This is a genomic window from Streptomyces sp. NPDC057702, assembly GCF_042799315.1.
Taxonomy (GTDB): Bacteria; Actinomycetota; Actinomycetes; order Streptomycetales; family Streptomycetaceae; genus Streptomyces.
Genome location: NZ_JBHVJC010000011.1, coordinates 162762 through 184547, shown reverse-complemented (window position 1 = coordinate 184547; position 21786 = coordinate 162762). Strand labels below are relative to the sequence as shown.

The following is a 21786-nucleotide window of genomic DNA, read 5'->3' as shown; positions in this document are numbered from 1 at the left end:
CGGGCGCCCGGCACGCCCAGGCGACGGCGCCCCGGCCCGGGCGCGCCCCCGAAGCCCCCCCTGGCGGGGCGCCCGCCCCACACGGGTGCGTACGGGACGCCCGTGCCCGGAGGCACCGCGCCTGGGGCGCCACGTACGGCGGAGGGCCGCGTACGGCGAGGGCGCGTACGGCAAGGGCGTGCACGGCGGGGGTCGCGTGCGGACGACGCGGCTGTGCGGACACCTCATGTACGGGCCGGACCGGGCGGGCGGCCGGGGCCCTCGTACGGACGGGGGTTTCCACCGGGGTGGGGCTGGCTCCTGCGGGCGGGCGCTCCCTGCGGGCAGGGGTTCCGTACGGGCGGGCGCTCCACGCGGGCTGGGGTCCCCCGCCGACTGGGGTTGCCTGCGGACCTGGGCTCCTTGCGGGCCGGGCGGGCGGCGGCTTCCTACCGGCCAGGCGGAGGGACGGACGACGGTTGCGAACGGACATCGCCGGCGTGACGGGCGTTGCTGACGCACGGGCCGGGCCGGGGCCGACAGTCACGGAGGGGGCGACGGCCAGGCGGGTAAGGGGGACCCCCGCGTGGGGCGTGCGGGCTTCGCGTGCGGAGTGGAGGCCGGCGCGGTGGCGGCCGGGGTCACGCGTCAGAGCTCGGGGACGGGGGCGGGAGCCGAGAGGCAGCGGCTCGGGCCCAAAGGCCGAGGGGTCAGCGGCTCAGGCCCGGGGTCACCGACTCGGGGTCACCGGCTCGGGCCCAAAGGCCGAGGGCCAGCGGCTCGGGCTCGGGGTCACCGGCTCGGGCCCAAAGGCCGAGGGTCACCGGCTCGGGCTCGGACCCGGGGCTCGGGGCGGGGGCCGGGGCCCGGGGTCAGCGGTTCGGGGTGTGGTGGGCGTGGCCGCCACCCACCCGTGGGGCCCGTGCCTCGCGCTCCTCGCCGGAGGCGTTGCCCGCCGCGAAGAGCAGCAGGGTGGCGACGGCTCCGGTGATCAGCCCGGTGAGCAGGCGGGTCCAGCGCGGCTGGGGCGGCAGCAGCGCGGGCAGCGGCCGGCGCTCGGGGGGCGGGCTGAACCACAGCGCCCCGCGTCCGCCTTCTCCCGGCGCGTCAAGCTGCTCCCAGACCATCGCTCGCCCCCGTACGCTCGCTTCCTGTCCGCCCGCTGTCGCACATGTTCCTGACAAGTGCTGCTCTATGTTCGCCTCATGAGGCCACATTTGTCACAGGTGCCCCATGGATTTCCTGTGTCGCGCGTGTGACGCGGCCCCGCACGGATGGTCCGGGACGACGTGCGCGACCCGGTTCGAGCGGCGCGTACGGGCCGGGGCCGACGGCCAGCGGCCAGCGGCCAGCGGCCAGCGGCCAGCGGCCAGCGGCCAGCGGCCAGCGGCCAGCGGCCAGCGGCCAGCGCGGAACCGACGGGACCGGCGGCGGGACACGGGACGACCGGGCCGGAGTGGGTGACGGGGGCCGGTGGGGGGCCGTACGACGTGGCCCGTGAGCCGCACGGCGTGGCCCGTAGAATCGAACCCACTGTGTCCGAGAACCACACCGCCTCCCAGCAGCCCGCCCCGCGCCCCCCGCACACCACCGGGAGCGCGCACCCACCGGGCGGTGCGTCCGCCCCCGACGGCATGTCCGCACCGGGCGTACCGGATGCCTCGCGGGTGCCACGGTTTCCCGACGGTCCGGCCATCGATCCGGCCGGGTCGCACCACGAGCGCCGCATCCGCTCGTTCCGGCCGCGCCGAGGTCGGGTGACGCCGGGCCAGGGCGGGGCGCTGCGCCGGCTGTGGTCTCGCTGGGGCCTCGACATCGACGGGCTGCACCCGCTTGACCTGGGCGAACTCTTCGGTGATCGCGAGCTGCCGGTGGTCCTGGAGATCGGGTTCGGCATGGGCGAGGCCACCGCGCGGATGGCGGAGGCCGACCCCGGTACGGGCATCCTGGCCGCCGACGTGCACACCCCGGGCCAGGGCAACCTGCTCGCCCTCGTCGAGCGCGCGGGCCTGACCAACGTCCGGGTGGCCAACGGCGACGCGATCATCCTGCTCCGCGAGATGATCGCCCCCGAGGCGCTGGCCGGGCTGCGCGTGTACTTCCCCGACCCGTGGCCAAAGAAGCGGCACCACAAGCGGCGGCTGATCCAGCCGGAGTTCCTCACGCTCGCCGCGTCGCGGCTGGCGCCCGGCGCGGTGCTGCACTGCGCGACCGACTGGGAGCCGTACGCGGAGCAGATGCTGGAGGTCCTCACCGCCAGCCCGTACTTCGAGAACACCCAGGCCGACGGGGGCTTCGCGCCCCGGCCCGACTTCCGGCCGCTGACCAAGTTCGAGGGCCAGGGCATCGACAAGGGACACCCGGTGCGTGACCTGCTGTTTCGGCGGACCCCCGGCGTACCGGTCACCGAGACCACCGGGGCACACCCCGCGCGCTCCGGGGCGCGCCCCCCGCACGCCGGGCACGCCGCCACGGAAGCCGGGCCCAGCGCGTCCGACGTGGGACTTCCCCCCGCCGATGGCGCCGAGCCACGGCGCGCGAGCGGGTGTGCGCGGCCTGTTCACACCGACGCCGGAGACGACCCCGCACGACCGTGAGGGGCCGGGCATAATCCGGAGAGCCACCACTGCCCCCTTCGTTAGGGTCGCCGAGTGCACGAGTCCTCGTCCCCGCACCACCCCGCCTCACCGGACCGCACGGGTCACCCCCCGACCGCGGCCCCGCCGGGAGGGGTGAGCGACGAGAAGCAGCGGCCAGGCCCGCCGCCGACCGACCCACCCGCCCAGCGGGAGGAGAGCGAGGCGCCGCGGCCCGAGCCCACCCGTCCCTCACCCACACCCCCCGCACCCACCACACCCCAGCCACCCACCGGCCAGCCGGACACGACGCCGGGCGGTACGGAGCCGGGCGGTAGGACGCCGGACGCCACGACGCCGGACGGCGCGCGGTCGAACGGCTCGGAGCCGGACGGCGTGCAGGCGGGTGACCAGACGCCTCGCGGCGAGGAGCCGGCTGCCGGGACGCCGGCCCCGACCACCGTCCCGACCGTCACGGCGGCCCCGACCGTCACAGCGGGCCCGACCGTCACAGCGGGCCCGACCGTCACGGCGGGCCCGAGCGGAACGCGACCGGCCGGTTCGGAGCCGGACGCCACGACGTCGGGCGGCGCGCGGTCGAACGGTGCGGAGCCGGGCGCCGGAGGGCCCGAGACGCGGTCGGCCCATACGGAACCCGCGCCCCGGCCCGCCGACGCGCGACCCGCCGCCCAGCCGGCCGGCCCGCCACCCGCCGAGGCGGAGTCGCCCGCCGCCCGTCAGCTCACCCCCCGGGTCGCGCGGCCAAAGGCCGCCACACCAGGGCCGACGTACCCCGCCGCCACCCCGCCCCCGGGGCACACTCCCGCACCTCCCACCACGCCCCCGCCCGCACAGACACCCACACCCACACCCACGACGGTGGCGCTCGCGCCCGCGCCGCCGCCGTACGCGCCCGCGCCGCCGGCCCACGGCGACCGGCCGCCGCCCCGGGGAGGGGAGCCGGGGTCGTACGCACCCGGGCCGCTGCCGTACGGGGCGGGTCTCGGCGCGGGCCCCGGGCCGGGCGGGGAGCCGGGCCCGGGGCTGGAGGCGGGGTCGGACGCGCACGCCGGGCGATGGCGGCGCGCGTGGGCCGGCGGTCGGGAGCGGTGGGAGCGGATGCGCGACAGCCGGCCGCTGCGCGCCGCCGCGCTGATCCTGCTGCTGGCCCTGTCCGGCCTGGTCATCCTGGCGCTGGTCCGGGAGCAGACGGGCACCAAGGGCTTCCTGGTGGGCCTCGGGCTCGCGATCCTGCCCGTGCCGCTGCTGATCGCGGCGTTCCGCTGGGCCGACGGTGTGGAGCCCAAACCCTGGCGCAACCTCCTCTTCGCGTTCGCCTGGGGCTCGTGCGCGGCCACGCTGGTCGCGTTGCTGGCCAACGGACTGGCCACCGACTGGCTCATGACCACGGTCGTCGAGTCGTCCTCGGCCGACCGGGACACCTGGGGCGCGACGCTGGTCGCGCCCGTGGTCGAGGAGTCCGCCAAGGCCGCCGCCGTCCTGCTGCTCTACCTCTACCGGCGGCGCGACTTCCACGGCGTGGTCGACGGAGTGGTGATAGCCGGCATCACCGCGACCGGCTTCGCGTTCACGGAGAACATCCTCTACCTGGGGAACGCCTTCGTCAGCGACCAGGAGTTCGGCTACTCCGGGCTCCAGTCCACGACGGCCGCGACGTTCTTCATCCGGGCCGTGATGTCCCCGTTCGCGCACCCGCTGTTCACCGCCGTGACCGGCATCTGCTTCGGCATCGCCGCCGCCCGCCCGCCGCACCAGCGCACCCGCCGCGTGCTCATCCCGATCGCCGGGCTGCTGGCCTCGATGGTGCTGCACGGCGCGTGGAACGGCTCGGCGTCCATGGGCGGGTACGGGTTCCTGGCCGTGTACGGGCTGTGCATGGTGCCGCTGTTCGCGCTGCTGACCTGGTTCACGATCTGGTCGCGCGGCAAGGAGCTGCGCGTCATCCGCGCCCAGCTCCCGGCGTACCAGGCGGCCGGCTGGCTGACGCCGCCCGAGCCGGTCGCGCTGTCCTCGATGCGGGCCCGCGCCATAGCGCGCGACCTCGCCCGCCGCACGCGCGGCCCGGCGGCGGCCCGGTCCGTGGCCGACTACATCGCGTCCGCCACCTCGCTCGCGTTCCTGCGCGACCGCGCCTACCGGGGCACCGCCGGCCCCGACTTCGTCGCCCGGGAACGCGACCTCCTCCAGCGTCTGTGGCAGCGCCGCGACCTGGCCCAGCCGGCCCTGGCCCACGCGGCCCTCTCCCTCCCGCCGCCCCCGTGGGCCCTCGCCCCACCCCCCGGGTACGCGCGGGGCGGCTACCCGGCCCCCGGGTACGCGCCACCGCTCGGATACGCGCCACCGCCGAGCTACGGAGCGCCGGGGTACGCGACGCCACCGGGTCACGCGTACGGCGCCCCCGCCCCGACGGCGGGCCCCGGGTACGGCAGGGGCTACGGCACGCCCTGGCCACAGCCCCCCACGGGCGGCTGGACCCCCGCGCCCGCCCCCGGCCGCTGGCAGCCGCCCCACCACCAGCCCGCCCCCTGGCCGGCCCAGAGCCACCCGCCCGGCGCGGGCCCCGGCGGCCACCCCGGTCACGGGGCACAGCCGCCGGGCCGGCCGTAACGCACCGGGGCGGGCCCGCCCACCGTCGCGGTCGGCGACACCGGGCGGCCACCCCCTGACGTACGGCGGGTCGCGGCGACGCACACCGACGCACGGCCCGCGAACTCAGGTGATCGGGCGCGCACGGCGTCTACGGTGAGGGGGTCCGTGCCTCGTTCCCCCGCCGAAGAGGCCGTATCGGACGTAGCGGCGAAAAAGGGTGATGCTCGATGAAGCTGGTTGTGCAGGAGTTTCTGACGCTCGACGGTGTCTCCCAGGGCCCGGGGGCCCCGGACGAGGACACCAGCGACGGGTTCACCCAGGGCGGGTGGTTCGTCCCGCACCTGGACGAGGAGTTCGAGCGCCTGGCGAGCGGCTGGCTCGCCGAGGCCGACGCGTTCCTGTTCGGCCGTCGTACGTACGAGAACTTCGCGCGCGACTGGCCGAAGATGACCGACCACCCCAACGCCGCCATCCTGAACGGCCTTCCCAAGTACGTCGCCTCCCAGACCCTGACCCGGGCCGACTGGAACGCGACCACGCTGCTGTCCGGCGACATCCCCGCCCAGGTGGCCGAGCTGAAGCGGCGCCCCGGCCGCGAACTCCAGATCCACGGCAGCGCCCGCCTGGCCCAGTCGCTGCTGGCCGCCGGCCTGGTCGACACGCTCCGCTTGGCGATCGCGCCGGTGGTGGTGGGTCAGGGCCGCCGCCTGTTCCCCGTCGACGGCGCCCCCACCGGCCTGCGCCTGGTCCACCACGAGACCACCCCCGCCGGCCTGGCCCTCCACACCTACGAGACCACGGGCCTGCCCGACCACGGCACGTACGGCGGCGGGGCGTAACCCCCGGTCCGCCCCCACCTCGGGCCCGCCGCTCACGGCGCGGTGGGCCCGATGTCCTCGGCGGGCGTGACGTGCCAGCGCAGGGTGACGGTCGCCGTGTAGCGCAGATGGCGGCCGTCGGGGTGATCGGCGGCGGCGTGGCTCGTGCACCAGCGTTGGGCCTGGTGGTGCTGGCCGGAGATGGTCTCGGTCGACTCGGGGAGGGGCGAACGCTCCCCGCAGGTGAGGCACGCGGACCGGACGGTGTACGGGGCGGCCTCCGGGTCGGGCGCCAGAGTCATCTCGACGTAGCGGTGCCGGCGACGGTGGTGGCGGTCGGGCCGCCGGGCGTGGTGGTTCACGTCGCCGCCTCCTGCCCGGCGCGGACCCGGGCGGTACGGGCGCAGGCGGGGTGGACGCGCAGCGGCCGGGGCGCGGGGTCGGCGGGCACGCGGCGCGCGTGGACGGTCACCGCGTGCGCCGGCTCCAACTCGCGCTCGCACAGCGCGCACTGGGCGGGCAACGCGCCGGGCCCGTACGTGAAGAAGACGGCGGACGTCAGCACGGCACCCAGGTAGTACGGCTGGGCCAGGTACCGCCCCGACCACTCCCCCGTGATCCGCCAGTGCGGCCCGGGCCCGGCGTGCCGGTGCGCGGGCGGCACGCCGACGAAGTGCGTGCCGCAGCTCGCGGTGATCGTCGTGACGTGCCGGTTCAACCGCTCCCAGTGCGCGAACCCAGCCGTCTGACCGACCGGCACCAGCCAGTACACCCAGCCGGCCCGCGCATCCACGATGGCGGCGCAGTTCTCGGTCCCGTCCAGGATCTCGAACGCCGCCTCGGCGATGACGGTGGACGTCCGCACGGCGTCCCACTGGTAGCCGGCCCGCAGCAACATCAGGCTCTCACCTGCCGGTGGGACCCAGGCCAGGGAGGTCACGGGCACCCCCTGGCAACAGACAGCGGCACGTCGCCGACGGACGCGAGCGGGACAGCGCGGGTGAACGGACACCGCGTGCGGTGTTTCCGTGACGGCCAAGCACGGCCACCGGGCGCAGTCCGGGCGTGAGGAGTTTCAGGCACGCCGAGCCTCCATTACCGAGAGTTGGGTTCCTTGAATTGAGCGCTGCCCGACCAACACCAGACGTCCGCACGACAGGGCGTAACACAGCGTCAACCAGAACGTGTTGACGTCGCCACGCTCAGTAACTCAACCCTGCCGTGCCGTAAGGGATTCTGCAAGACTTCACTTCGGGGAATTCCCTGCGAGACACCAAAAAAGCAGAGACTATTGCGAATATGGCGCATCGAGAATTTCAAGTCGAGTGCGCGGAGTCCTTCATAATGAGTGCCAGAGGGGAGCAGGGGATGACGACTGGCTCGACGGTGCCGCGACGTCAACTCGGCAGACATCTACGCGACTTGCGAGGTCGAGCACGGATGACCGTGCGCGCAGCCGCGCGCAACCTTGAGTGGTCCGAAGCCAAGATGTGGAGGATCGAAACGGGGCAGACGTCCCTGCGCAGTCTCGACGTCGAGGCGATGTGCCGCGTCTACGGAGCTACACCGAAGCTCACGGAAGCACTCATGGGTCTGGCACGAGAAACAAAGGCCCGTGGTTGGTGGCATGCATACGGCGAGGTCATCCCCGAAGGATTCGATGTCTACATCGGCTTGGAGGAAGCCGCGTCAAGCCTCGACTCGTACCAAAGCGATCTGGTGCCTGGCTTGCTCCAGACCGGGGGGTACGCCCGGACTGTCATTCGAGCGCACAACCCAGACGCCAGTGAGGACGAGGTCGAACAACGAGTGCGGTTACGGCTCGAACGACAGGCGCTGCTCACCCGAGTTACCGACCCACCAACGCTGCGTCTGGTGCTAGGGGAGCCAGTCCTGCGCCGTCCCGTCGGCGAGTGGGCTGAGATGAGGGAACAGCTACACCGACTTGCCGCAGCGTCGGAGGCACCCAACATCGCCATCCGCGTTGCACCGCTGAGCACTGGGCTACACCCCGGCGTCGTCACAGGGCCGTTCGTTCTCCTGCGATTCCCCACTACGGGAGACGGCACCGCGACTGAACCCACCACCGTCTACTCGGACGGCTTCACCGGGAGTCTGTACCTCGATAAGCCCGCTGAGGTGCAGAGCTACGAGAGCGCGTTCGAAGGCATCTGGTATCGATCACTTGATGAGCAGGCGTCACGACGCCTTATCGACGATCTGGCAGGGAGACATGAGCAGGACTGATCTGACGAAATCCGACTGGTTCAAGTCCAGCCACAGCAACGGCCAAGCCGAGTGCGTGGAGGTGGCGATCAACGAGAGCACGGTCGCCATGCGCGACAGCAAGAACCCCTGCGGTGGCACGCTGGTGGTCTCGCACGACGAGTGGCGCGCGTTCGTGAACGATGTGGCTGCGGGAGAGTTCCAGCCCTAGCCATCTGGGTGCAGAGCCTTCCCCGCCTCCACGTCTCGGCGGCGGGGAAGGCTCGCCCTCGATGCCCCGTCCCCTCTCAGGGAGCCGCAATGCCGCACCCTCTGACCTCGCCGCCCCGCCCGCACCGCTCCGGTGCGACCACTTCGGCCCTAGACGCCGCACCACTCGGCGAACCTACGAAGCGGCTCCTCCGCGCGTTGGCGCGCCCCCAGCAGGGTTGCCACGGTCTCGTGTACCGAGTGGTGGTAGCGCGTGAGCTGCGGCGAGGCCGTGCGCGCCGCGTGCAGCGAGTCGAGAGCGGCCGTACGTCGAGCGGTCCACGCTTCCGCGCGGGCGCGGTCGATCCAGTAGTGCGCCGCCCGCGTCGGGGCATAGCCCTTCGGTAGGCGGACGCCCTGGGCGTAGGCCAGCGCCGTGGCGTGGTCGTCCTGGTCGCCGGCGGCGGCGATCTGGTGCAAGCGGACGTTGAGGGGGCCGAACGCGAGCGCGTAGTCCCGCGTTTCACCGGTCGTCCCGGCCAACTCGGTCGCCTCGCCCAGCCAGTCGCCCGCCGTCGAGCCGTCGCCGTTGCGTGCCGCCAGGACGGCGGCCCTGAGCTGGAGCGTTCCGCGTACGGCTCGGGTGGCGCGGGCTCCGTCGTCGTCCAGGTCGCGCAGGGCGTGACGCATGAGCGAGACGCCACGGTCCAGCCGCGAGCTGTCCGCCGCCATCTGGGCGCGCTCGTAGCGCTCGATCGCGACCTGGCGAGGATCGCCGGAGTGCGGGGCGGCGGCGGCCATGCGGGCCAGCGCCAGGCGCGCCAGGTCCATGTAACCCAGCCGGTAGGCGACGATGGCCGCCGTGCGCGCGACCTCGGCCTGGAGCGCGAAGGCACGCTCCTGCCCGCGCCCCACGGGCTGGAGCTGAGTCGCGAGGGAGACCTCGCTGACCAGCCCCGGAAGGCGTTCGGCGAGCCCCGTGAACTCGGCCTGCACGCGCAGCCCGACCAGCTCCCCCGTCTCCGCCTCCAGCGCTGCGAGCGAGCGCGGGGGCGGCGCGTCGGCGGGTGACAGGTCCCAGTCGTCGAACGCGGTGCTGACCGGCGTGAGCAGGGCGTCGAGGCGGTCGCGTTGCAGCGCCTGGACATAGGGCTGGCCGCGCAGCACGGAGACGCTGACGCCGAGCGCACGGGCGACGGCGGCGAGGATGGGCTCGCTCGGGTACCGGTCCCCGTTCTCGATACGGCAGAGCTGGCTCGCCGACACGTGGGACTGGCGGCCCAGCTCCTGGACGGAGTAGTCGCGGATGAGGCGGAACTCCCGCACGCGCGCGCCGATGCTGTCGCTGGGGTCGGGCATGGTGACTCCCGTTCTGTGCTGCTTCCGCGCACGGTACTCCCGCACGGGGGCGGCGGGCGCGGTGCGTTCAGACAGCCAACTCGGTTGTAAGTGCAGGGTGTTGCCCCCCCTGCTACCGTCACGACCCACATGTCCGCGTGCTCCGGAAAGGGCATCGCATGTCTGATCAGCAGGCCAAGGGGACCGTTGGCTATCTGATGGAGATGGGCGCGTTGAAGCGCGGGAAGCGCTCCGGGTGGTGGATCGCGGGGGTCAGGGATCCGGAGACCATCGCGGAGCACTCGTTTCGCGTGGCCGTCATCGGGGCGGTGTTGGCGATGATGGAGGGGGCCGACCCGGGCAGGGTCGCGTTGCTGTGCACCTTTCACGACACGCAGGAGACGCGCGTCGGTGACATCACCTGGATCGGGCGGCGTTATCTGACGGCGGCCAGCAACGAGGACGTCACCCGTGACCAGGTCGCCGACGCGCACCCGGTGGTCGCGGCGGGGATTCAGGCCGTGGTGGACGAGTACGAGAACGGCGACTCCGTCGAGGTCCTCGTCGCGCACGACGCCGACGCGCTGGAGTGCATGATCCAGGGACTCGAATACCTGGAACAGGGCTACCGCAACGCGCGGGAATGGGTCGACAACACCCGGACGAAGCTCAGGACCGCGTCCGCCATCGAACTGGCCGACGCCGCGCAGGACATGTCCTCGGCCGAGTGGCAGCGCACGTACCTGCGGTAGCCGCGCCGGCGCCCCGCGCCCCCTCGCGCGGCGCCCCGCCCCCTACCCCCTCCCCAACGCCGCCGCCGCGCGGCTTGCCTGGGGGGCGACGCCCGCGACGCTGGAGGTGAGGAACGGGCCGCCGCCGGACAGGTCGCCGATCACGTGCAGGCGGGGGTCGGTGGGGAGGAGGCCGCCGGCGGGGTGGGGGGTGGCCAGGCCGGTGGTGGTGAGGGAGTGGATCAGGGGGCGGGTCGGGTCGGGGGCGGCCTGGGTGGCCGCGTTCACCGCATTGACCAGGGCACTCGTGGTGCGCTCGCCGTCGGCGTCGCGGATGCGGAAGCCTCCGTTGGCCGGCTCGACGGAGCGGACGCCGGAGGCGATGGTGAGCTGGCCGGAATCCAGGAGGCGCATCAGGACGGACGCGTTGACCGGGACCATCGGGGAGGCGACGCTGACGGCCGTGCGGTGGTGGCGCCGTAGCCACGCGCGGTCGGGTTCGCGTAGCAGGCGCCAGGCGTGCGGGCCGACGGTGTGGGCCGTCTGCTGGAGGACGCGGCGGCCGATGCGGGGGTCGTCCACCTCGGCGAGCTGTTCCCGTAGCCGCCGCACCGGGTCGGCCGTGCGCGTCGCGCTGAGCTGGGCCGTCAGGGCGTCGACGTCCTCGCCCGCGTCGGCCAGTTCCGCGCGCAACAGGTCGACCAGGTCGCTCAGCGCGAGCTGACCCCGTTCGCGGTGCGCGCGCGTCACCCGTTCCACGGTGACGTGGGTGGGTTGGTGGCCGGTCGGGCGCTGCCAGACGTACGGGAGCACCCCGCCGCGCGACAGGAGCGAGATCCGGCCCTGGTAGCCGCGCGCGGCGAGCGCCACGACGACGTCCACGGCGGTCAGTCCACTGCCGAGGACCGTCACGTCCTCGCCCGTACCGACGGCGTCGAGCGAGTCGGCGAGCGGGTACGGGTCGGCCGTGAAGCCCGGCGTACCGCTCAGTTCGTACGGGTCGGGGGGCGTGCCTCCGCCCACGCACAGCGCTACCCGGTCGGCCGCGTACTCCTGCCCGTCGTCCGTCCGCGACACCAACCGCCCGCCCGCGCCGACGGTGACGCCCACCACGCGGGCCGGCACGACGCGTACCGGCCGGCCCTGTTCGGCCAGCGCGGCCACGGCCCGCTCGGCGCTGTGGGCCAGGTAGTCGCCGTACAGGGCGCGGGGCACCAGGGGTTGGCCGAAGAGCGGGTCGGTGTGCTCGGCGCCACGTTCCCCGAGCCAGGCCGCGAAGTGGTCGCGGTCGCCGGCTCGGACCGACATGAGCGCGGGCGGCGTGTTGACCAGCACCGCCGCCAGGTCCGGACCGTACGGGCGGCCCCGCCACAGGTGGGGCGACGGTTCGAAGACGGTGATGGTGCCGGGCTCGCCCGGTCTGCCGGGGCCGGGCGAACCCGGCGTGCCGGTGGCGGGCCCACCCGCCGTGACGGGGCCGCGCCCGGTGGGCCCAGCCGCCCCGCCGCTCCCGGCGCCACCCCGCGTGGCGCCGTCCGCGCCACCCTCGCCCCCCTGGGCAAAGGCGAGCGCGTCCAGCAGGCTGACGGCCGCCGGGCCTCCTCCGACGATCGCTATGTCCATGGTCTTTCCCTCCGGTACTCGTTCGCTGTGCTTGTTCGCCGCGCACGGGCGCCGCACTCGGTGGCCCCGCTCGTCCGGCGCGCACGACCGCCGTACGCGTCCGTCCCGCACATCCGCCCCACTTGTTCGGCGGGCTGGTCCGCCGCGCTCGTTCGGTGGCTGCGGACAGCACCGACCCTGCCGGCTGTCGGCGGGCCGCCCCATCCCCCGCTTTCGGGGGCTTGGGGGGCGGTGACCCCCTCGGATGAGGGGTTCTGTTCGGTCGGGCGGCGGGGCAGGCTGGGGGGCGTGGGGCGGACGGGGTGAGGGCCACGAGGGGCACGAAGCCGCAGGGCCGCGAGGCCGACGAGGAGACGGGGGACCAGCTATGGGGACACGGGTGAGTGACCGCTACCGACCGGTGCTCGTGGCCGCTGACCAGGCCACCGACGCGCTGGACCTCTTCCGTCGCGCCTCGGGCACACTGCGGCGGCTGGTGCCGTTCGACTCGGCCGTGTGGACCGCCGCCGACCCGGAGACGGGGCTGATCACCGCGCCGATGCTGGTGGAGAACATGGGCTCGGGCGAGGGCTGCGCGGCCTACTGGCGCAGCGAACTCCTGGAGGAGGACATCCTGCCGTTCCGCGAACTGGCCCACGCCGCCGTACCGGCCGCCGGGTTGCGCGCGGCCACCGGTGACCTGCCGGCCCGCAGCTCACGGTTCCGCCGGCTGCTGCGCGACCAGGGCGTACACGACGAACTGCGGGCCGTGTTCCGGATCGGCGCACGGCCGTGGGGGCTGCTGAGCCTGTTCCGGACCGCCGAGGCGTTCGGCCCGCGTGAGACGGCGCTGCTGGCCGGACTGTCCCAGCCGCTGGCCGAGCGACTGCGGACGTTCGCCCAGCCGGCCGCGACCGCGCGCGGCACCGACCCGCCAGCGCCGGGGCTGATCCTCTTCGACGCGGACGGCGAGGCCACCTCCGTCAACGACGAGGCGCGCGACCATCTCGCGCGGCTGCCCGCGGGGCCCGCGTTCCCGACGCCGCTCGGGCTGGAACTGCCGATCTGGGTGATGGGCGCGGCACTCCAGGCGCGTGCCGTCGCCGAGGGCCGGGCCCGGGGCAACGCCCGCGTACGCCTCCGGACGGTCGACGGCCGCTGGCTGACCTGCCACGCCTCGTGCCTGACCGGCGCGGGCGGCGGGCCGGGGCCGGTGGCGCTGGTCATCGAGCCGGCGACGCCCGCCGATCTGGCGGTGCTGGTCGCCGAGGCGTACGGCCTGACCTCGCGGGAGCTGGAGATCACGCAGCTCACCGCGCGGGGGATGGCCACCGCCGAGATCGCCACGACGCTGTTCATCTCGCCGCACACGGTGCGCGACCACCTCAAGACGGTGTTCGCGAAGGCCGGTGTCACCAGCCGGGGCGCGCTGGTCGCCCGCCTGTTCACCGACCACTACTGGCCCGCGCTCCCCGAACCGGCCGACCTCCACCGCCCGGGGCAGCCGCCCGCCTGGGCCCGCGCCGTCTGAACGCGGGCACCCCTCCGACCGGACGCCGGCCCCCGTACGAGCGCCGCCACGCCCCTCGCGCGGCGGCGCCCTTCCCGACAGCGGCCCCGCCTACGGGTCAGCCGGTCACAGCACGCTCAGGGAGATCTGCTGCCCCTGGACGGTCCAGCGCTGGCGCGGGGAGGAGGCGTCGCACGACTCGACGTTGACGATCCGGGTTCTCGGGTAGTCGGTGGCCAGACAGATACCGGGGTGGCCCACCTGGGAGAGCGACTCGCCGTTGAGCGCCCATCTCTGCCGGGACGACGAGGCGTCGCACGACTCCACGTTCACTATCCGGGTTCTCGGATAGTCGCTGGTCAGGCACATGTTGGAGTGCGAGGCGGCGGGGAGTAAGGCGCCGTTGGAGGTCCAACGGTGCTGCGGGTCAAAAGCGTTGCAGGGTTCCACGTTGACGATGCGCGTACGCGGATAGTCGTGCGCCAGGCAGGTGGTGCCCGCGCGCGGGGTCCCGCCGGCCGGGGTCTGGGCGGGTGCGGCGGGCGGGGTCTGAGCGAGCGTTGTGGCCGCGGCGGCGGGCGCGGCGGCCGAGGGCAGCGTGGGGGTGGCGAGCGCGAGCAACGCCGGGACGAGGAGCTTGCGGAACGTGTGAGCCACGGGGTGTGTGTCCCTTCCCGATCGACAGGTCGACGGCGGCCGGAGCACGACGGCGGGCCCCGGCCAACAGACCCGGGTGATAACGACGTTGAGATGAATCCCCACCTCCCGGCCACCTCACGCGGACGGGCTCGGGCGCGGCGCGAGGTGCCGCCACGCCGCCCGGTGGCCCCCGGCGGCGGGCCACCTCGTACGCCACACGTGCGCACGCCCACCCCGGACCCTCCGCACGGCACCGCGTGCCACCGCCAACTCCCCTCCCCCCGCCGCCGCACGACCGCTCCCCCTCCCCCGAAGGGCGCCCCCACGCCCGCCCGACGGGCACCCCTCACACCCGGCCCGGAGCACACCCCGCCCCCGCCCGAAGGGCACCCCGTGCCGAACTCCGTTGACGGGGCAACTGACTTCTGCCGACTTCTCCCTGTTCGGCGACGTGCCCGGGTACGATCAGCTCGATCCCAGAGACCCTCCGACGTGCGCCTACCCCCCACCGCCTCCGTCGGGGCGGGGAACGTTGCGAGCAGTGTTTCCGAGGCAGGTAGGCCATGAGCGACTGGCACTTTGAGGTACCCACCACCGGCAGCAAGCGGCTTCCGCCGGACCCCCGGTACATGGACGCGTTGAGCAGCCAGGGTTACGGATTCGAGGTGGCGTTGGCCGACCTCATCGACAACTCGATCGACGCGGGCGCCAAGGACGTGGTGATCCACGTCTTACGCGACGGCGACGAGCTGGTGAGCCTGCTCGTCGTGGACGACGGGCGCGGCATGGACGAGGAGGCCCTCGACGTCGCGATGACGGTCGGCGGGCGGCGCGAGTACGGCGAGAGGTCACTCGGCATCTTCGGTACGGGACTGAAGGCCGCCTCGCTCAGCCACGCCGACTCGGTGTCGGTGATCAGCAAGACCAAGCGCAGCCGCGCGGCCGGCCGGCGGTGGGTGACCGCGCAGGCCAAGGAGAGCTTCCAGTGCGACATCGTGGAGCCGGGCTACGCGCAGGAGCTGATGGACCGCTACTACGACCGGCCCATCACCTGGCACGGCACCATCGTGCGCTGGGACGGCGTACGGGACTTCCCCAAGCACGGCGGCGGCGGGCAGACCGACCGCTACCTGACCCGGATGATCCCCAAGCTCGGCCTGCACCTGGGGCTCTACCTGCACCGGTTCCTGGCCCGGCCCGACTTCAACATCACCATCGCCGTCGAGGACGTGCGGACCAGCACGGTGTACATGGACTTCGGCGTGGAGTCGCTGGACCCGTTCGGCTACCCGGTCACCGGCGCGGCGGGCTTCCCGAAGGTGTTTACCGCCGACGTCGAGGGGGCTGGTGGCGTACCGCTGGCCGGGCACGTGTGGACGCCGAAGTCGAACCTGGACGAGTACCGGGCGGTGGGCACCGTCCTGGACAAGCAGGGCTTCTACTTCTACCGCAACGACCGGCTCGTGCAGGCCGGTGGCTGGAACGGCTTCCGGCAGCCCGACCCGCACCTGGCGCTGGCCCGGGTCGCGGTGGAGCTGCCGCCGGACGGTGGCGACGCGTTCCGGCTGACGGTCAAGAAGGCCGGTGTCGAGGCGTCCCCGGCGTTCGCGGTGGCGCTCAACGAGGCGCGCGACGCGTCGGGTTACGCGTTCAAGGAGTACCTGGACGCGGCGGAGGCCACCTACCGCGAGGCGCGCAAGCGGGCCGGGGTGGACCGCAAGCCGGTCATCGGGCCCGGCAAGGGCCTGGCCGCCGAGGTCAAGCGGACCGTCGAGGAGGAGTTGCCGCTGATCCCCGGCGAGGAGCCGATCGCGATCCGCTGGGAGAAGCTGGGCAGCGACGTGTTCTTCGCGGTCGACCGCGAGGAGCGGGCGATCCTGCTGAACAAGACGTACCGGCCCGCGCTGCTGGGCGGGCGGCGCGGCGGGCTCAACGACGCGCCCATGGTCAAGTCGCTGGTCTACCTGCTGCTGCACCAGGTCTTCGAGAAGGAGTACAGCGGCTCGCGGGAGAAGGACAACCTCCAGCTCTGGCAGTCCATCCTGCTCTCCGCCGCGCGCACCGAGCTGGACCGCATGGACGAACAGTGACCGGCGGCCCACCGGCCGGCACCCCGCACGTCGAGTGGCCCACGGTGGCCGGATACGTGGACGACGGCACCCCGACCGTCATCCCGCTGGCGGGCGAGCCGCGCATCGAGTTCTTCGTGGACGCGTACGGGGCGCGTACCGGGCTGCGCATCGCGCTCGACCCGGCCGACCGGGTGCCGCTGTCGGGTCTGACGGCGGTGGTCGTACGGCCCGTGGCGGCGCGGGGCCAGCGCATGCTGGAGATCGCGACCGCCGAGCGGGCCCTGTTCCGCGACTTCCACGACCTGCTCACGGGCGTGGCCGACCGGGTCCGCCGCGAGGGGCACAGCCCGGCGCGGGCGTTCACCGAGACGCTGGCCTCGTGGACGGAGCTGCTCGCGCGCACCCGGGGCGTCAGCGAGGAGAAGCGCGTCGGGCTGCTGGGCGAGCTGTACGCGCTGGAGTGGTTCGCGAGCCGCTTCGGTTGGCCGGTGGCGCTCACCTCGTGGCGCGGGCCGGACAGCGAGGAGCACGACTTCGGACTGCCCGACCACGATGTCGAGGTCAAGAGCACGGCCAGCGAACGCCGGCTGCACAGCGTGCGGGGCACCACACAGCTCGTGCCGACCGGCGGCCGGCCGCTGTGGCTGCTCTCCCTCCAGTTCACCCGGGGCGGTTCGGCCGGCGAGACGCTGAGCGAGCGGGTACGTCGGGTCCGCGAGGAGGTCGCCGAGCACGCGCCGGACCTCACCCCCCGGCTGACGGAGCTGCTGGGCCGGTGCGAGTGGCTGGGCCCGCTGGCGACGGCGCCCGACCCGGAGCGGTGGTCGCTGCGGACCGAGCCGCTGGTGCTGAGCGCCGGCGACGCGCGGGTGCCACGGCTGGGTCCGGACGTGCTGGCCGCGCTGTCCGACGAGGCCCGGCAGCGGATCGTGGGCCTGACCTACGGCATCGACCTGACGGGCCTGACGGACGCGGCCGACGCGCCGGCGGAGCTGCGGCTGCCCGCCGAGAGCCACCCGCCGGCCGGCGCCGGGCGGCGGGCCCCGGCCGGTGGGCACCCCGCGAAGGCCCCCGCCACACCACCCGACGGCACCCCGAGCCCCGGCGCCGCCGCCCCGGGCCCCGGCACTCCCCCGACCGGGCCCGCGCCCGCGAGCACGCCGGGCCCCGCGCCCGGCCGCACGCGTACGGGCCTCGCCCCGACCGGGCCCGCGCCCACGAGCGCCCCCTCAGCCCGCACCACCCGGAGCGTCTGACATGAGCGACGACCCCACGCTGCGCCTGCACACCATCGTCCTCGCCGCGCTGCGCCAGGCCGGCCCGCAGCCGCTGGCCGGGGGGCTGGACTACTGGGCGCGGGGGGTGGAGGGCGAGCCGGACACCACCGAGGCGGGGTTCCGGGACCGGCTGCTGGCCGGGTACGCGGGCCACCCGCTGGTGGAGCTGTGGCGGCGCGCGGTCACCGCCTGGGACTTCGCCCAGGCGCCGGCCTGGTCGGCCGCCCCGGCCTGCACGGACGCGCGCCGCGCGGACGTCTACGCCCAGCTCGCGCTGGACGAGCGGACGCGCAAGGCGCTCACCGAGCTGGTGCCGGTGGCGGTGGCGGACGCGCCCACCGTCATCAGCACCGAGTTCACGCCCTGGTACACACCGGCCGCCCAGCAGAGCCGGCACTGGTACTGGCCGGCGTACGAGCGGGTGCTGGAGCGCAAGGGATGGAACGCGGAGGCGCTGGCCGCGTTGGACGAGGCCACCGACCGGGTGGTGGAGCGGCTGGCGAACCCGGCCACGGCCACCGCGTACCAGTCCAAGGGGCTGGTGGTGGGGCACGTGCAGTCGGGCAAGACGGCCAACTTCACCGGCGTGATCGCCAAGGCCATCGACTCCGGCTACCGGCTGGTGATCGTGCTGGCCGGCACCCTGAACCTGCTGCGCCAACAGACCCAACGCCGGCTGGACATGGAGCTGGTGGGCCGGGAGAACATCCTGCGCGGCGGCGACGAGAGCGAGTCGGACTACGCGGACGACCCCGAGTGGCACCGGGAGGGGTTCCTGGCCCACGGCGGGCTGCCGTCGGTGCTCGGCGCCTTCGACATCATGCGGATGACGACCCGCGACAACGACTACAAACGCCTCCTCCAGGGCATCACCGCCCTCGAATTCGAGAAGCAGGAACCCGCGCTGCCCTTACACGACCCGCGCAACCTGCACCGGAGCGCGGCCCGGTTGATGGTGGTGAAGAAGAACAAGACCGTCCTGACGAAACTCCTCAAGGACCTGAAGAAGATCCGCACGCCACTGAACGAGATTCCCGTCATCATCATCGACGACGAATCCGACCAGGCGTCGGTCAACACCTCCGACCCGCGCAAACTCCGCGAGGGCAAGGCCGAACGCACCGCCATCAACGGCCTGGTGTCCAGCCTGCTGGCGCTGTTGCCGCGTTCCCAGTACGTCGGGTACACGGCGACGCCGTTCGCCAATGTCTTCATCGACCCCAGCGATACGGCCGACATCTTCCCGAAGGACTTCATCGTCTCGCTGCCCGCGCCCGCCGGATACATGGGCATTCGGGCCTTCCACGACCTCGATTCGGGAATTCCGTGGCACGAGCGCACGTACGCCAATTCGCAGGGCAAGGCCCATGTGCGCGATATCCCGCCCAGCACGGGCGAGGCCGACACCGCCTCGCTCCAACAGGCCCTGGACGCCTTCGTGCTGTCGGCGGCCGTCAAGCTCTACCGGGAGCGGCACGACCCACGCGGCGTGCGCTACCCGCACCACACGATGCTGGTCCACGAGTCGGTACGCACCGCCGACCACCGCGCGCTGGCCGAGCGGCTGACCCAGCTGTGGGACTCGGCCGGCTACATGGGCCCGAGCGGGCACGCCCGGCTGCGGACGCTCTTCGAGACGGACTTCGCGCCGGTCAGCGCCGCCCGCTGTGACGGGTACGCGACGCCGGCCAGCTTCGCGGAGGTGGCCGCGCACGTCGGCGCGGCCTGTATCCGTATCGGCGGCGACGAGAACCCCGTCCTGGTGGTCAACAGCGACAAGGACATCGAGCAGGGCACGGCCGACTTCGACAAGCGGTCGCTGTGGAAGATCCTGGTCGGCGGCGCCAAGCTGTCCCGTGGCTTCACCGTCGAGGGCCTGACGATCTCCTACTACCGGCGCACCACCACACAGGCCGACACGCTGATGCAGATGGGCCGTTGGTTCGGCTTCCGCAAGGGCTACCGCGACCTGGTGCGGCTGTACATCAGCCGGGGCGAGGCGTCCGGGCGCAGGGAGATCGACCTGTACGACGCGTTCGAGGCGGTCTGCCGCGACGAGGAGAGCTTCCGCGCCGAGCTCAACCGGTACGCGCCGCTGATCGACGGGCGGCCGCAGGTCACGCCCGCGCAGGTACCGCCGCTGGTGGCGCAGCACCTGCCGTGGCTCAAGCCCACCAGCGCCAACAAGATGTACAACGCCGAGCTGATCGAGATCCGCTCGCCGGGCACCTGGATCGAGCCGGCCGCCTACGCGGGCCAGCCCGCCGCCGTGCGGCGCAACGTCGGGCGCTGGAAGTCGCTGCTGGCCGAGCTGGGCGGCGCGGACCAGCAGTTCACCAACCCGCCGGACGCCTCCAGCGCGCTGGTGCGCCGCTTCCCGGCCCGGACGACGGTGGTCCCGCACGCGCGGCTGGTGGGCGTCCTGGAGGAGCTGGAGTGGAGCCGGCCCGACCTGTTCCAGCCGCACCTGACGTATCTGCAGCAGTTGGACGGCCGGCTCGCGCGGGTGGACGACTGGCTGCTGGTGGCGCCGCAGTTGGTGGCCAAGGACCGGCTGTGGGCCACGATCGACGGCTCGCCGCCGCTGTCGCTGGCCCAGCGCAGCAAGGCCCCCTTCCGGGACGCGTTCAGCCGCGTCACCGGCTTCGAGCACCGGGTGGCGGCCGAGCGGCTGATCGCCGAGGCGGGCCAGCCGGGCGCGCTGGTGGCCCCGCGCCAGGGGGTGGCCCTGCTCTACCCGGTGCTCGACATCACCGGCGAGCGCCCGGTGCGCGACGCGATCACCGACGGCGTGGCCGACGCCACCCGGGTGATCATGGCCTTCGCGCTGCTGCCGCCCCGCAGCGCGATCGACACCAAGCGGCGACTCGTGCACTTTCGCGCAAAGATCTCTGCCCTGCGGGACGCCCCCATCGTGGACGTGCTGTCCGCCCCGGCCGAGCGCTGAGCCGCCGGCCCGCCGGGGGCGCCCGGCCGGCCGGGGCCCGGCCCGCTACCTCGGCGGGCCCGCCGATCCGACGCGCGCGGTGCGCTCGTACGCGTGGAAGACGCCGGCCAGTTGGGCGCGGCTGCGGCAGCCCAGCTTGCGCAGCACGTTGGAGACGTGGAACTTCACGGTGCTCAGTTCGACGCTCAGCCGGTCGGCGATCTCCGGGTTGGACAGGCCCTCCGCGACGAGCAGCGCCACGTCCTCCTCGCGGCCGGTGAGGCGGCCGGAGGCGGGCGGCTGCGGGGCCGCCGGCCGTGACCCGGCGGTCGGGCCCGCGAGCACGCAGGGCACCAGCTCCGGGGAGATCCAGCCGCGCCCGCTGAGCACCTCGCGCACCGCGGACACATAGCCGTGGTCGGGGTCGTGCCGGTCCACGACGCCGGCCACCGACTGTCGTTGGGGCGAGCGCCAGAACGGGTCGCTCACGCCGTTGACCAGCGCGATCACCCGCATCCCGAGCCGGGCGAAGGAGGGTTCGGCGGCGAGTGCCCGGGATTCGACGACGGCCACGTCCACGGCGGGCGCCACCCGGCCACGCTGGGTCTTGGTCCACGACGCGACGCCCCAGCCGGGCGCGGTCAGCGCGTCGCCGACACGGCGGTGCAACGAGGGAGAACTAATGACGAGAACAATGCGACCCATGGCTTCCCCTGCCTGGATTCAAGGTCGACGGCCGCGCCGCCGAGGCGCCTGAACGGGACGGCCAAGCCGACGAAATCGCCCGGCGAGCGCACACTATTCGTAGTCGGACGCTTCCGGGAAGTCAGCATTCAATGCCCGTTCGACGTTGGTCAGACGTCGATCAACGCCGGCCATCGGCAGTCCCATCGAGTAGCCGGAACTTAGCACACCCGCTTGACGGGACTTCGTGCCCGTACGCGAACTCCGGTCGTGGCAGGCGGGTAGCGCGTACGGAATGCGGAGGCGAGCACAATCCACATTGCCCTTATCGGGGCCGTGTTCGTCGAGAGGTAATGCCGGCGCAATGACGGAGATATGAGCGTGCGCCGCGCCCGCTTCCCCGGTGTCGGGTTCGGCGTATTCTCTTTGCCGGATTATTGCCGCGAGTTGGGCACCGGGGGTGCCGGCCGCCCGTCCGTGCGAGGGGGGTTGGGCGGGGCCGTGCCGGCGCGGCGGGCGCGCGCCCGCCCGCCCCGCCCCCCCCCCGCCCCCGGCCCCCCCGCGGGCGCAGGGCCAGGCCGCCGGCAGCCCCCCCCCCAGGGGGGGGGT

Annotated in this window: 16 protein-coding genes and 1 pseudogene; 10 read left to right on the top strand and 7 right to left on the bottom strand. The window is 73.8% G+C overall.

Annotated elements, in window-relative coordinates:
• Positions 1–851: 851 nt before the first annotated feature.
• Positions 852–1106: a hypothetical protein gene (locus tag ACFVFR_RS10830; protein WP_383699654.1), complete on the bottom strand. Its 255-nt coding sequence runs from the start codon at positions 1104–1106 to the stop codon at positions 852–854.
• A 507-nt stretch (positions 1107–1613) separates the two neighbouring features.
• Between ACFVFR_RS10830 and trmB the strand changes: the two are divergent.
• The 3 genes and pseudogenes from trmB to ACFVFR_RS10815 all read left to right on the top strand — a co-directional run.
• A pseudogene (gene trmB, locus ACFVFR_RS10825) lies at positions 1614–2366 on the top strand (tRNA (guanosine(46)-N7)-methyltransferase TrmB); the annotation flags it as partial.
• 1308 nt (positions 2367–3674) lie between these two features.
• Positions 3675–5183: a PrsW family glutamic-type intramembrane protease gene (locus tag ACFVFR_RS10820; RefSeq protein ID WP_383699652.1), complete on the top strand. Its 1509-nt coding sequence runs from the start codon at positions 3675–3677 to the stop codon at positions 5181–5183.
• 209 nt (positions 5184–5392) lie between these two features.
• The gene (locus tag ACFVFR_RS10815) at positions 5393–6004 is read left to right on the top strand and encodes a dihydrofolate reductase family protein (protein WP_383699650.1); all 612 of its coding nucleotides are present in this window, start codon (positions 5393–5395) and stop codon (positions 6002–6004) included.
• Positions 6005–6036: 32 nt separating this feature from the next.
• Here ACFVFR_RS10815 and ACFVFR_RS10810 read toward each other — a convergent pair whose 3' ends face one another.
• Together ACFVFR_RS10810 and ACFVFR_RS10805 are read right to left on the bottom strand one after the other, a co-directional pair.
• On the bottom strand, positions 6037–6345 hold the full coding sequence (locus ACFVFR_RS10810) for a hypothetical protein (RefSeq protein WP_383699648.1): 309 nt from the start codon (positions 6343–6345) through the stop codon (positions 6037–6039).
• A complete protein-coding gene (locus ACFVFR_RS10805) occupies positions 6342–6923 on the bottom strand; it encodes a hypothetical protein (RefSeq protein WP_383699646.1) in 582 nt (193 codons plus the stop codon). Before ACFVFR_RS10805 ends, ACFVFR_RS10810 begins: the two co-directional genes overlap by 4 nt.
• Positions 6924–7351: 428 nt before the next feature.
• Here ACFVFR_RS10805 and ACFVFR_RS10800 point away from each other — a divergent pair, with 428 nt between their 5' ends.
• Positions 7352–8230, top strand: a complete 879-nt coding sequence (locus tag ACFVFR_RS10800) for a helix-turn-helix domain-containing protein (RefSeq protein WP_383699686.1) — start codon at positions 7352–7354, stop codon at positions 8228–8230.
• The gene (locus tag ACFVFR_RS10795; protein ID WP_383699644.1) at positions 8217–8420 is read left to right on the top strand and encodes a DUF397 domain-containing protein; all 204 of its coding nucleotides are present in this window, start codon (positions 8217–8219) and stop codon (positions 8418–8420) included. Before ACFVFR_RS10800 ends, ACFVFR_RS10795 begins: the two co-directional genes overlap by 14 nt.
• Positions 8421–8569: 149 nt before the next feature.
• Here ACFVFR_RS10795 and ACFVFR_RS10790 read toward each other — a convergent pair whose 3' ends face one another.
• Positions 8570–9757, bottom strand: a complete 1188-nt coding sequence (locus ACFVFR_RS10790; protein ID WP_383699642.1) for a helix-turn-helix domain-containing protein — start codon at positions 9755–9757, stop codon at positions 8570–8572.
• Between the two features lie 158 nt (positions 9758–9915).
• Here ACFVFR_RS10790 and ACFVFR_RS10785 point away from each other — a divergent pair, with 158 nt between their 5' ends.
• The gene (locus ACFVFR_RS10785) at positions 9916–10488 is read left to right on the top strand and encodes an HD family hydrolase (protein ID WP_383699640.1); all 573 of its coding nucleotides are present in this window, start codon (positions 9916–9918) and stop codon (positions 10486–10488) included.
• A 42-nt stretch (positions 10489–10530) separates the two neighbouring features.
• Here the strand turns inward: ACFVFR_RS10785 and ACFVFR_RS10780 are convergent, their stop codons facing one another.
• Positions 10531–12090 (bottom strand): FAD/NAD(P)-binding protein, encoded by a 1560-nt coding sequence (locus tag ACFVFR_RS10780; protein ID WP_383699638.1) that lies wholly within the window; start codon positions 12088–12090, stop codon positions 10531–10533.
• A 367-nt stretch (positions 12091–12457) separates the two neighbouring features.
• Between ACFVFR_RS10780 and ACFVFR_RS10775 the strand changes: the two genes are divergently transcribed.
• Entirely contained in the window at positions 12458–13600 is a 1143-nt protein-coding gene (locus ACFVFR_RS10775) for a LuxR C-terminal-related transcriptional regulator (protein ID WP_383699636.1), read from the top strand.
• A gap of 105 nt (positions 13601–13705) precedes the next feature.
• On the opposite strand, the gene ACFVFR_RS10770 is transcribed toward ACFVFR_RS10775, so the two are convergent.
• Complete coding sequence (locus ACFVFR_RS10770) at positions 13706–14236, bottom strand: ricin-type beta-trefoil lectin domain protein (protein WP_383699634.1); 531 nt, start codon at positions 14234–14236, stop codon at positions 13706–13708.
• 545 nt (positions 14237–14781) lie between these two features.
• On the opposite strand from ACFVFR_RS10770, the gene ACFVFR_RS10765 reads away from it, so the two are divergent.
• Genes ACFVFR_RS10765 through ACFVFR_RS10755 form a run of 3 tightly spaced genes read left to right on the top strand, consistent with a single transcriptional unit; the run spans position 14782 to position 20514 of the window.
• A complete protein-coding gene (locus ACFVFR_RS10765; protein WP_383699632.1) occupies positions 14782–16308 on the top strand; it encodes an ATP-binding protein in 1527 nt (508 codons plus the stop codon).
• The gene (locus tag ACFVFR_RS10760; protein WP_383699630.1) at positions 16305–17546 is read left to right on the top strand and encodes a PD-(D/E)XK motif protein; all 1242 of its coding nucleotides are present in this window, start codon (positions 16305–16307) and stop codon (positions 17544–17546) included. Before ACFVFR_RS10765 ends, ACFVFR_RS10760 begins: the two co-directional genes overlap by 4 nt.
• Before the next feature lies 1 nt (position 17547).
• On the top strand, positions 17548–20514 hold the full coding sequence (locus tag ACFVFR_RS10755; protein WP_383699628.1) for a Z1 domain-containing protein: 2967 nt from the start codon (positions 17548–17550) through the stop codon (positions 20512–20514).
• A gap of 45 nt (positions 20515–20559) precedes the next feature.
• Here ACFVFR_RS10755 and ACFVFR_RS10750 read toward each other — a convergent pair whose 3' ends face one another.
• Entirely contained in the window at positions 20560–21198 is a 639-nt protein-coding gene (locus ACFVFR_RS10750) for a LuxR C-terminal-related transcriptional regulator (RefSeq protein WP_383699626.1), read from the bottom strand.
• Positions 21199–21786: the final 588 nt, after the last annotated feature.

What these genes read in the sequence shown, in the direction of transcription:
- ACFVFR_RS10830 (WP_383699654.1), bottom strand. Translation starts at nt 1,106, where the DNA reads ATGGTCTGGGAGCAGCTTGACGCGCCGGGAGAAGGCGGACGCGGGGCG.
- ACFVFR_RS10820 (WP_383699652.1), top strand. Translation starts at nt 3,675, where the DNA reads ATGCGCGACAGCCGGCCGCTGCGCGCCGCCGCGCTGATCCTGCTGCTG.
- ACFVFR_RS10815 (WP_383699650.1), top strand. Translation starts at nt 5,393, where the DNA reads ATGAAGCTGGTTGTGCAGGAGTTTCTGACGCTCGACGGTGTCTCCCAG.
- ACFVFR_RS10800 (WP_383699686.1), top strand. Translation starts at nt 7,352, where the DNA reads ATGACGACTGGCTCGACGGTGCCGCGACGTCAACTCGGCAGACATCTA.
- ACFVFR_RS10795 (WP_383699644.1), top strand. Translation starts at nt 8,217, where the DNA reads ATGAGCAGGACTGATCTGACGAAATCCGACTGGTTCAAGTCCAGCCAC.
- ACFVFR_RS10790 (WP_383699642.1), bottom strand. Translation starts at nt 9,757, where the DNA reads ATGCCCGACCCCAGCGACAGCATCGGCGCGCGCGTGCGGGAGTTCCGC.
- ACFVFR_RS10785 (WP_383699640.1), top strand. Translation starts at nt 9,916, where the DNA reads ATGTCTGATCAGCAGGCCAAGGGGACCGTTGGCTATCTGATGGAGATG.
- ACFVFR_RS10780 (WP_383699638.1), bottom strand. Translation starts at nt 12,090, where the DNA reads ATGGACATAGCGATCGTCGGAGGAGGCCCGGCGGCCGTCAGCCTGCTG.
- ACFVFR_RS10775 (WP_383699636.1), top strand. Translation starts at nt 12,458, where the DNA reads ATGGGGACACGGGTGAGTGACCGCTACCGACCGGTGCTCGTGGCCGCT.
- ACFVFR_RS10765 (WP_383699632.1), top strand. Translation starts at nt 14,782, where the DNA reads ATGAGCGACTGGCACTTTGAGGTACCCACCACCGGCAGCAAGCGGCTT.
- ACFVFR_RS10755 (WP_383699628.1), top strand. Translation starts at nt 17,548, where the DNA reads ATGAGCGACGACCCCACGCTGCGCCTGCACACCATCGTCCTCGCCGCG.
- ACFVFR_RS10750 (WP_383699626.1), bottom strand. Translation starts at nt 21,198, where the DNA reads ATGGGTCGCATTGTTCTCGTCATTAGTTCTCCCTCGTTGCACCGCCGT.